Here is a 9606-nt window from a genome sequence, read left to right on the forward strand (position 1 = left end):
AGTTAGGATTATATTTAGGGATATTTGACCGTAAACTGCGTTATTTTACCGCCGATGGTCAATTAGTCCCCACTCCTCAAGAAGCCGAATTACAGCAACGACAGGCAAAAGAACAGGCTCTTTTAGCCAAAGAACAGGCTCTTTTAGCCAAAGAACAGGCTCTTTTAGAGAAAGAACAGGCTCTTTTAGAGAAAGAAAGGGAACGTCAGGCTAAGGAAAAATTAGCACAAAAACTACGAGAATTAGGCATCGATCCCGATACAATTTAACTGAAGTGGCAAAAGTTCTGGAGAAAGTAAACCTAAATGAGAGGTCGTGAGAAAACTTATGAGTGATATTGAACTTCGGCAGTCAGTTTATGACCTTCTTTCATCCCTGAGAGGATTGGATGCGCTCAAAAAATTATTCTGGTCTGAGTTAAATTACGAGCGAGAAAATCAAACCCTGTCCCGACGCAATTGGCCAGATAAAGCAGTAGAAGCATTAGCAGAAGACCCAATTTTATTGGCTTCTGGGGGGGAAGATTTTCAGGTTATTTATGCTCGTCTCAACTCTAAGCAACTGCTGCTCAATTTAGAGCGTCTTGTCGTTACTCAACTGCTAAAAAACCATCCCTACACTCTCTTTATTTTCTCTGATTTCCACCAAGAACGGTGGCATTTTATCAATGTTAAATATGATGTTAAACAAGAAAAAAGGCAAGTCTTGCGGCGAATTACAGTGGGTCCGGGGGAACAGTTACGAACCGCCACAGAACGCCTAAGTTTACTAGATTTAGATAATATTAGTTCCGAGTCTCCTTTAGCGATTCAGGAACGTCATGATGAAGCTTTTGATGTTGAGAAAGTTACTAAGAAATTTTTTGAACAGTATCGCTCGGTCTTTGAAAAAGTTGAGCAATTAATTACTAAAACTATCCCTAATGCTGACCAGAGAAGACTATTTACTCAGAAGCTATTTAATCGCCTGATGTTTATTGTTTTTATCCAGAAAAAGGGTTGGCTGAAGTTTAACGAACAAAGAGACTATCTAGAAACCTTATGGCAGGATTATCAGAATGATAACAGCACCTCGCACAAAAACTTTTATCATAATCGCTTGACTCATCTGTTTTTTACGGGACTAAATAATCCCCAACAAACGGATATTATTAGTATCAATAACGGTGGTTTTCTTCGGCAAATAATCGGGACAGTTCCCTATCTTAATGGGGGATTATTTGAACAGGATGAAGATGACCGCAATCCTAATATAATAGTACCCGATCAGGCGATCGATGTTATCTTACAGGGCCTTTTTAGTAATTTTAATTTCACTGTAACTGAGAGTACACCCCTGGATGTGGAGGTAGCAGTGGACCCAGAAATGTTGGGAAAAGTGTTTGAGGAATTAGTCACGGGGAGACATGAATCAGGCAGTTATTACACACCTAAACCGATTGTTTCTTTTATGTGTCGGGAGGCGTTGAAGGGATATTTAAGCAGTAAATTAACTTCTGAAAACAAAGAAGCGATTGAGCTTTTTGTTGACGAATATAATGCTATTAACTTAAATAATCCAGAGGCAGTTTTAGAAACCTTAAAACAGGTCAAAGTCTGTGATCCTGCCTGTGGAAGTGGAGCTTATTTATTGGGAATGTTGCATGAGTTATTAGATTTGCGTCAGTGTTTATTTGCCACTAAAGGTATTGATTATAAAACGGTTTATCAGCGCAAGTTAGAGATTATTGAAACTAATATCTATGGAGTTGATATCGATCCTTTTGCGGTTAATATTGCTCGCTTAAGGTTATGGCTTTCCTTAGCGGTTGAATATGAGGGAGACAATCCGCCACCGCTACCCAATTTGAAGTTTAAAATTGAAACAGGAGATAGTCTAACTGCTCCTAATCCCCAAGGTTCTGGGATGGTGCGCGAGGAGTTTATCCATCGGTTTAGGGAAGCTAAAGCGAAGTATTTAAGAGCGCATTTAGGCAGTGATAAACAAAGTCTTGAACAGGAGATTAATGAGGTTAAGAAACAGATTGCTTTATTAACCCATGGCAGTGCTTCTGTGATTGCGAGTGATAAGGAAGCTATCTCAAAAGGGTTTGATTGGGTGGTGGAGTTTGCCGAGGTATTAGCGGAGGGAGGTTTTGATATTCAGGTAGCAAATCCCCCCTATGTGAGACAGGAATTAATTAAGGATTTAAAACCAACTTTAAAGCAGGTTTTCCCGGAAGTTTATACAGGAACATCGGATTTATATTGTTTCTTTTATGCGAGAGCTTTACAATTACTTAAAACTGGGGGAATGTTAGCTTTTATTTCTTCTAATAAGTGGTTTCGGGCAAAGTATGGGGAGAAGTTAAGACAGCATATCGCTGATACTTGTCAGGTGAGAAGTATTACCGATTTTGGGGAGTTGCCAGTTTTTGAAAGTGCAGCTGTTTTAGTGATGATTTTTCTCGCTCAGAAGCAATCAGATATAAAATTAAACACTCAATTTACTCAAGTTAAATCTTTAGAGTCACCTTATCCTGATATTAAAACTGTTATTAATGAACAGGGAACAATTTTACCTAATAATTCTTTAAATGGTAAAAATTGGCTATTAAGTGATTCTACTACGGCAAGTTTAATCAATAAAATGTCAGCAGCCGGTATTCCTTTAGGTGAATACGTCAATGAAAAAATTTATTATGGTATTAAAACTGGTTTTAATAAAGCCTTTGTGATTGATGGTGCAAAACGAGCAGAATTAATTGCTAAAGATACTAAAAGTGCAGAGATTATTAAACCTTTAGCTGTGGGTGATGATGTGCGTAAATGGCGCATAAATTACAAAGACAAATGGTTGATTTTCATTCCTTGGCATTTTCCTTTACATCAAGATACTAGCATTACTGGAAGTTCTCTTAAAGCTGAAAAAGAATTTGAGAGAATATATCCATCTATTTATGGTCATCTTGCAAAATATCAAAAGGAACTTTCATTGAGAAATAAGGCAGAAACTGGAATTAGATATGAATGGTACGCTTTACAAAGATGTGCAGCTACATATTTTGAAGAATTTGAAAAACCTAAGATTGTTTTTCCAGATATTGCAAAAGAGTCACGTTTTTCCTTAGATGAAAAAGGTCTTTATATTAACGATACAACCTTTATGATTCCAGTTTATGATCTTTATCTTCTGGGGGTACTTAATTCATTAACGGTATTAAAATATTATCATCAATTAAGCCCTCAGATTTTGGGGGGACATTTAAGATTTAAACGTCAATATGTTGAAAAAATCCCCATCCCTCCCGCTTCTGAATCGGAAAAAGAACCCATCATCAAATTAGTACAAAAATGCTTAGATGCCAAAGGGGTTAACTGTGAAGAATGGGAGAAAGAGATAGATGAGAGAGTAGCGGCATTGTATGGATTGTAAGGGGTTAGATACCCGAATTATTAAAGAAGTCGGGTATCTGAAATCATCACAGAATTTCGATTTCTTTATTAACCTCTCTTGCTAGTCAAAACCTTAGTCTCCCTTGAGATGCACTGCACCAACTTTTTGATAGAGAATATGTAGAGCCTCAGCAGCTTGTCTTGCTAGAGCGTACCATTCAGGGTTTTGTACACAAGCTGGATGGGAAACAATAAAACGCTCCAAGGAATCACTAACCATCGCTGTTCTGTCAAGTAACTCATGACATCCGAATGTACCCGGTTTGAATTGCTCAAGAACTTGTTGTTCTTGTTCTTGGAGGAAGTCTTTTAACTCTTCTTGACGCTCTATTTCAATAGCGTTATCCTTAACCACAACCATACTATTCAATTCAGTCATTCAACCCTCCAATTCAGCTTGCCGTAGAATGTTTTTGTAAGTTCCGATAGGTATATCATCTGACAGTTTACAAGGAACGGTAACTTTACTCAGCTTGACAGGGTGTTTAAACTGACGATGGCTTCCTTTTTGCGAAACTTGCAACCAACCATCATCAATTAGGCGACGGATAACCTCACGAACCCTCATACCCTTAATTTTAACCTACACTTATCTTATCGAAAATTTGGGTTTAAAACCCCGTCCTTTTAGGACGGCTTTAAGCTACAATGGAAAATGAAGTCAACTTCTTAAAGAAGTCGGGTATCTGAAATCATCACAGAAGAGGAGAAATAACAAGAAGGATTTCCTAGACTGTGAACCTTAAGATTGTTACAAGATGCTAAAATTAGGAAAACCTGCTAAAATCAGGATATGCCAGCTAAAGATACCTTTCACCATGCTGTCCGAAATGCACTCATAAAAGCAGGTTGGACGATTACCCATGATCCTTTTACCCTAGAGTTTGAAGATGTTAACTTTTATGTGGACTTAGGTGCAGAAAAAGTTATTGCAGCACAAAAAGAACGAGAAAAAGTTGCCATTGAAATCAAAAGTTTCTTAAGAGATTCAATTGTTACAGAACTACATTTAGCCTGTGGACAATATCTTAACTACCGTTTTGCTCTTTCAGAAATTGAACCTGATAGAACCCTATACTTAGCCATCCCTAATGATACTTATGAAGTGTTTTGTCATAGCCGTTTTGTTCAAAGAATTCTAGAACATTATCAAATCAAAATTATTGTCTATAACCCTGAAATAGAGGAGATCGTAGAATGGCAATCAACTACAGTGAATTAGTTAAATCCCTAATTGAAGAACAAGCTAAAATTCAGCAGTCTAGTGAAATTTCCCTAGAAATAATCTTTGACGATCTGAGAAAACATTATTTATTAGTACAAGTTGGTTGGCACAATAATCATTGGATTTATGGATGTCTTTTACATTTAGATATTATTAACAACAAAGTTTATATTCAACAGAACAACACAGAAATTTCGGTGGCTGAAAAGTTAGTTGAACTAGGAATTCCTAAAACAGATATTGTCATCGGATTTCACTCTCCATTTAAACGAAAATTCACAGAATATGCCATTAATTAGGAGTACAAATAAAATGGAAAAACAAATTATAAAACATTAGAATTACCAATAGAATTAATTCAAGAAACTCTCTCTATTCTAGATCGTGAAACTGCCGTCTTAGTTGAGCAAGCTTTATCCTAAACTACCATGAAAATACAAGGAATTATCAAAGGCAATACTATCGAGCTATTAGAGGATTTATCTCTTCCTAATGGCGTAAAAATTTCTCTAGAAATCCCCGATAATTTAATTCAAAAAAAATTATTGTGGGAAGACTTAGAAACTCTTATTGGAGTATGGAAAAATCAACCAGAACTCGATGATATTTTTTCTGAAATTGACCGAGAGCGCCATAGATCATAGTTCAATCAAGGCAGCAGAGACAATGATTGAGTAGGTGGTATAATGTGAAATTACCCAATCCTAAAAATACCATTATTGATGATAACAAATTGACCGGTTATGCCCTGAATCTAAATCATTCAGATGGACAGCATAAAGCTAGGGTTTTTAAATCCGTCTTAAACTTAGATATTAATAACGTTCAATTTCTTAAAAATGCACTCCTAGAAGCAGTTAAAACCTATGATGCTATTCCTGACAAAATCAATCACTATGGACAAAAGTATGTTATTGATTTTCCCCTGACTCATCAAAACAAAACCGCCATTATTCACAGTGTTTGGATCATCAGAAATGACGAAAACTTTCCCCGCTTAGTGACTTGTTATGTACTTTAAGGAGATAATCAAATGAAACTCTTAGATGTAGTTGCCTTATTAGAAGACTTACCCCAATTAGGATTATATTGCGGACAAGTCGGAACAATTGTAGAAGTTTATGAACCCACAGTTTTTGAAGTGGAATTTAGCGACACATCAGGACGTGCTTATGCTATCGAAACCTTACAAGAAAATCAACTAATGTTATTACATCATTCTCCCTTAGAACCTAAAAATTTAGCTGTAAATATAGGGTAAATTTTCTTAAAAAACATTATTGATATAACAATTCTCTTATGGATATCGAACTATGCCTACCCACGACATCATCGACAATCGCCAGCAAAAATTAGTCGATAACATCAACCAAATTCTTCACTCTTCAGAAGCCGCTCATTTTGCCGTCGGTTACTTTTTCCTCTCCGGCTTTACTGCGATCGCACCTCGTCTCGCCACCATCCCACAAATCCGCCTCCTAATTGGCAACACCAGCAACCGGGAAACCATCGAACAACTAGCAGAAGGCTACCGCCGCTTAGAACTAATTAAAGACCATCTGGAAGCACAAGAATACCCCAAACGGACAGAACGCAAGCAGATGGCAACAGAAACCGCCGACAATATTCGTTCCAGCGTCGAACTGATGGACCAAACAGATGAAGCAGAAACCTTAGTAAAAAAGCTGGTTCAAATGATTGAAGAAAAACGCCTTCAGGTGCGAGTTTATACTAAAGGGCGACTCCATGCTAAAGCCTATATCTTCGACTACGGGACAATTTATAACCAGCAGGGACAACCTTTGGAACGTCAAGAAAAAGGCCTTGCTATCGTTGGTTCTTCTAACCTTACCTTATCAGGAATTTCCCACAATACCGAACTTAATGTTATCGTTCACGGTAATGAAAATCATGCCAGTTTAACAGAATGGTTCAATCAACTTTGGCAGGAAGCAACAGAATTTGATGAAACACTGATGCAGTCTTTAAAACAGTCTTGGGCGATGATGCCAGTACGTCCCTACGACATCTATATGAAAACTCTCTATATGCTCGTGCGCGATCGATTGACAGAAGAAACTGCCAGCGAAATGATGATAGATAACGAAATTACCGAGAAACTAGCAGACTTTCAAAAAGTAGCAGTTAACCAAGCGATCAAACTCATCCGCGAGTACGGAGGTTGTTTCGTTTCCGATGTGGTAGGACTAGGAAAAAGCTTCATTGGTGCTGCCATTGTCAAACGCTTTGAACAAGTGGAAAAAGCCCGACCCTTAATTATTTGTCCAGCTCCACTGGTGGAAATGTGGGAACGCTACAACGAAATTTATCAACTTAACGCCCGCGTTTTATCGATGGGATTGCTGCGGGAAGATGAAACCAGTGGCATCAGAGTTTTATTAGAAGATTTTAAATACAAAGATCGAGATTTTATCTTAATTGATGAAAGTCATAACCTGCGGAATGCCGCAACCCAAAGATATAAAATCGTCGAAGCCTTTTTAGCAGCTGGGAGACAATGCTGTTTCCTGACAGCAACTCCTCGCAATAAAAGTGCTTGGGATATTTACCATCAGATTAAGCTTTTTCATCAAGATGATAAGACAGATTTTCCCATAGATCCGCCCGATCTAAAAGAGTATTTTAGATTAGTAGAGAAAGGGGAAAAACAGTTACCTGACTTGTTATCTAACATCTTGATCCGGCGCACTCGCAACCACATTTTACGCTGGTACGGCTTTGATGCCAAGACTCATAAACCCGTAGATGCAGACAATTTCAAGGATTATTTAAACGGAAATCAACGCGCTTACGTTATTGTGGGTGGTAAGCATCAGTTTTTTCCCAAAAGAGAACTACAAACCATTGAATATAGTATTGAAGATACCTATCAAGGACTTTACCAAGAACTGCGTCAATATTTAGGGAAATCTCGCCAACAGCAACCAGCTAACCCTCGTAAAAATGAACTTTGCTATGCTCGTTATGGTTTGGGAAATTATGTATTACCAAATAAGCGCAAACAAGAACCATTACTCAGTTTACAAACTGGAGGGGCAAATTTAAGAGGACTGATGCGAGTCCTGTTATTCAAACGCTTTGAATCTAGCGTTTATGCCTTCCAACAAACTGTTAAGAAATTACTGCAAGTCCATCAACGCTTTCGAGAAGCTTTATGCCAAGGAATTATCCCCGCCGGAGAAGAAGCTCAGGCAATTCTCTATGAGCCAAACAATGGGGAAGAACAAGACATTATGGATGCTTTGCGTCAGGCATCTGGGAAGTATGATCTAGCTGATTTTGATGCCACAATATTGCAGAAACACCTCGAACATGACATCCAATTGCTAGAGAAAATTTTGCACTTAGTTGAGCCAATTACCCCAGACAAAGATGCGAAATTACAAACTCTCAAAAATTGGTTGAATAAACCTCCGCTGCAAGATAGCAAGTGCCTCATCTTTACTCAGTATGCTGATACCGCCTATTACTTGTATCAAAACCTCAATCCTAACGGCGATCGAGACGATCTAGAAGTCATCTACAGTGGCGATAAAAATAAGGCGCGGGTAGTGGGAAGATTTGCCCCCAAAGCCAACAAATACTATAAATTACAACAGGGAGAGTCGGAAATCAAAACTTTAATTGCTACCGATGTTTTAGCCGAAGGTTTAAACCTACAAGATGGCAACCTGATTATTAATTATGACCTGCATTGGAATCCCGTCCGACTCATTCAAAGGTTTGGTCGGATTGATCGGATTGGCAGCGAGAATGATGTGGTTTACGGCTTTAATTTTCTCCCAGAGACGGGATTAGAGCGGAATCTAGGATTACGGCAAAAACTCAAAAACCGCATTCAAGAAATTCACGAAACCATCGGTGAGGATGCGGCAATTCTCGACCCAACGGAACAGCTTAACGAAGAGGCTATGTATGCGATTTATGAAAAAAGTAGCAGCCATCAATTAAGTTTGTTTGAAGATGAGGGAGAATTTCTCGACCTCAATGAAGCCGAAGAAATTCTCAGACAACTCCAGCGAGAAAATCCGGCTGAATACGAACGGATAGCTAACCTGCCTCATGGCATCCGAACGGCTCGCTTTTCTCTCAATAAGGGCATAATTGTCTTCTGTGAAGCTTCTTATCCGAACCGCAAAGATTGGAAGGGCTACCAGCAATTATATTGGCTCGATGAACAGGGAGAGATCATATCAAAAGATACTGCCCGCATTTTAGGAATGCTCAAAACCAACCCAGAAGAAGCATCACTGCCGCTGCCCAAAAATTACAACCAAGCAGTCATGCAAGTCAAGGTGAAATTTGCCCAAGAAGTCCAGCACCGCCAATCTGAACGGGAGTACAGCCGTTCCTTGACTCAAGCACAGCGCTACGTCCTGCGAGAACTAGGACTGCTGTTCAAAACCACGCAGGATGAAGAAATCCGCAAGCAGGTTAACCTATTAGAACAGGCCTTTCGCCAACCGATTACCACTGTACTCAAGCGCGAGTTAAACCTGATTAAGCGCCGTAGCCTGACAGGAGAAGCTTTGTTTAGCGAACTGAAGAAATTATACAGCCAACATGAGATGCGGGACTGGTTAGATCGCCGCCGCTTGCAAGGTGAGGAGCAACCAATTCCCATCATTATTTGCAGTCAGGCTTTAGTTTAGAAACGGCGATCGGTCAAGGTATAGGATTAAGTTATTGGTTAAAATCCCGCCCGCCTTATCTCTGCAATTGTGAGAAAAAGCTACAATTAATCAATCCTAAAATACCGGGAAAAAGTCATGACAGCCCTAGACATTATCCCAGATGTCACCTATCTCCCCACAGATTTATGGAGTGATGAACCACCATTGGAAAGTGATCTACACCTGCAACAGATCATCATTCTCCTTAGTTGTCTAGAATTATTATGGCGCGAGAGGAGTGATTACTACGCTT

9 protein-coding genes and 2 pseudogenes are annotated in these 9606 nt (G+C 38.9%); 9 read left to right on the top strand and 2 right to left on the bottom strand.

The window, feature by feature from the left end:
* Both EWV68_RS13925 and EWV68_RS13930 read left to right on the top strand, forming a co-directional pair.
* Window positions 1–269: pseudogene (locus tag EWV68_RS13925) on the top strand (Uma2 family endonuclease); the annotation flags it as partial.
* A 58-nt stretch (window positions 270–327) separates the two neighbouring features.
* On the top strand, window positions 328–3414 hold the full coding sequence (locus EWV68_RS13930) for an Eco57I restriction-modification methylase domain-containing protein (protein WP_287170152.1): 3087 nt from the start codon (window positions 328–330) through the stop codon (window positions 3412–3414).
* A gap of 93 nt (window positions 3415–3507) precedes the next feature.
* Here EWV68_RS13930 and EWV68_RS13935 read toward each other — a convergent pair whose 3' ends face one another.
* Complete coding sequence (locus EWV68_RS13935) at window positions 3508–3813, bottom strand: hypothetical protein (protein ID WP_002776214.1); 306 nt, start codon at window positions 3811–3813, stop codon at window positions 3508–3510.
* On the bottom strand, window positions 3814–4002 hold the full coding sequence (locus EWV68_RS13940; protein WP_149978456.1) for a type II toxin-antitoxin system HicA family toxin: 189 nt from the start codon (window positions 4000–4002) through the stop codon (window positions 3814–3816).
* A gap of 225 nt (window positions 4003–4227) precedes the next feature.
* Between EWV68_RS13940 and EWV68_RS13945 the strand changes: the two genes are divergently transcribed.
* The 7 genes and pseudogenes from EWV68_RS13945 to EWV68_RS13975 form a co-directional block, all read left to right on the top strand.
* Window positions 4228–4656: an element excision factor XisH family protein gene (locus EWV68_RS13945; protein WP_002776212.1), complete on the top strand. Its 429-nt coding sequence runs from the start codon at window positions 4228–4230 to the stop codon at window positions 4654–4656.
* Window positions 4632–4958: a XisI protein gene (locus EWV68_RS13950; protein WP_002734933.1), complete on the top strand. Its 327-nt coding sequence runs from the start codon at window positions 4632–4634 to the stop codon at window positions 4956–4958. Before EWV68_RS13945 ends, EWV68_RS13950 begins: the two co-directional genes overlap by 25 nt.
* Window positions 4959–5087: 129 nt before the next feature.
* On the top strand, window positions 5088–5303 hold the full coding sequence (locus EWV68_RS13955; protein ID WP_185237313.1) for a hypothetical protein: 216 nt from the start codon (window positions 5088–5090) through the stop codon (window positions 5301–5303).
* A 44-nt stretch (window positions 5304–5347) separates the two neighbouring features.
* Window positions 5348–5680 carry a DUF6883 domain-containing protein gene (locus EWV68_RS13960; protein WP_061431584.1) on the top strand — a complete coding sequence of 111 codons (333 nt, stop codon included), beginning with the start codon at window positions 5348–5350 and terminating at the stop codon, window positions 5678–5680.
* A gap of 12 nt (window positions 5681–5692) precedes the next feature.
* The gene (locus EWV68_RS13965) at window positions 5693–5920 is read left to right on the top strand and encodes a DUF4926 domain-containing protein (RefSeq protein WP_002790332.1); all 228 of its coding nucleotides are present in this window, start codon (window positions 5693–5695) and stop codon (window positions 5918–5920) included.
* A 52-nt stretch (window positions 5921–5972) separates the two neighbouring features.
* Window positions 5973–9332: a helicase-related protein gene (locus tag EWV68_RS13970; protein WP_287170153.1), complete on the top strand. Its 3360-nt coding sequence runs from the start codon at window positions 5973–5975 to the stop codon at window positions 9330–9332.
* 117 nt (window positions 9333–9449) lie between these two features.
* A pseudogene (locus EWV68_RS13975) lies at window positions 9450–9606 on the top strand (Uma2 family endonuclease); the annotation flags it as partial.

This window comes from Microcystis sp. M_QC_C_20170808_M9Col (assembly GCF_007095495.1).
GTDB classification, from domain to species: Bacteria; Cyanobacteriota; Cyanobacteriia; order Cyanobacteriales; family Microcystaceae; genus Microcystis; species Microcystis aeruginosa.

Coding starts and splice junctions, on each gene's coding strand:
- EWV68_RS13970 (WP_287170153.1), top strand. CDS start 5,973: ATGCCTACCCACGACATCATCGACAATCGCCAGCAAAAATTAGTCGAT.
- EWV68_RS13945 (WP_002776212.1), top strand. CDS start 4,228: ATGCCAGCTAAAGATACCTTTCACCATGCTGTCCGAAATGCACTCATA.
- EWV68_RS13955 (WP_185237313.1), top strand. CDS start 5,088: ATGAAAATACAAGGAATTATCAAAGGCAATACTATCGAGCTATTAGAG.
- EWV68_RS13950 (WP_002734933.1), top strand. CDS start 4,632: ATGGCAATCAACTACAGTGAATTAGTTAAATCCCTAATTGAAGAACAA.
- EWV68_RS13935 (WP_002776214.1), bottom strand. CDS start 3,813: ATGACTGAATTGAATAGTATGGTTGTGGTTAAGGATAACGCTATTGAA.
- EWV68_RS13965 (WP_002790332.1), top strand. CDS start 5,693: ATGAAACTCTTAGATGTAGTTGCCTTATTAGAAGACTTACCCCAATTA.
- EWV68_RS13930 (WP_287170152.1), top strand. CDS start 328: ATGAGTGATATTGAACTTCGGCAGTCAGTTTATGACCTTCTTTCATCC.
- EWV68_RS13940 (WP_149978456.1), bottom strand. CDS start 4,002: ATGAGGGTTCGTGAGGTTATCCGTCGCCTAATTGATGATGGTTGGTTG.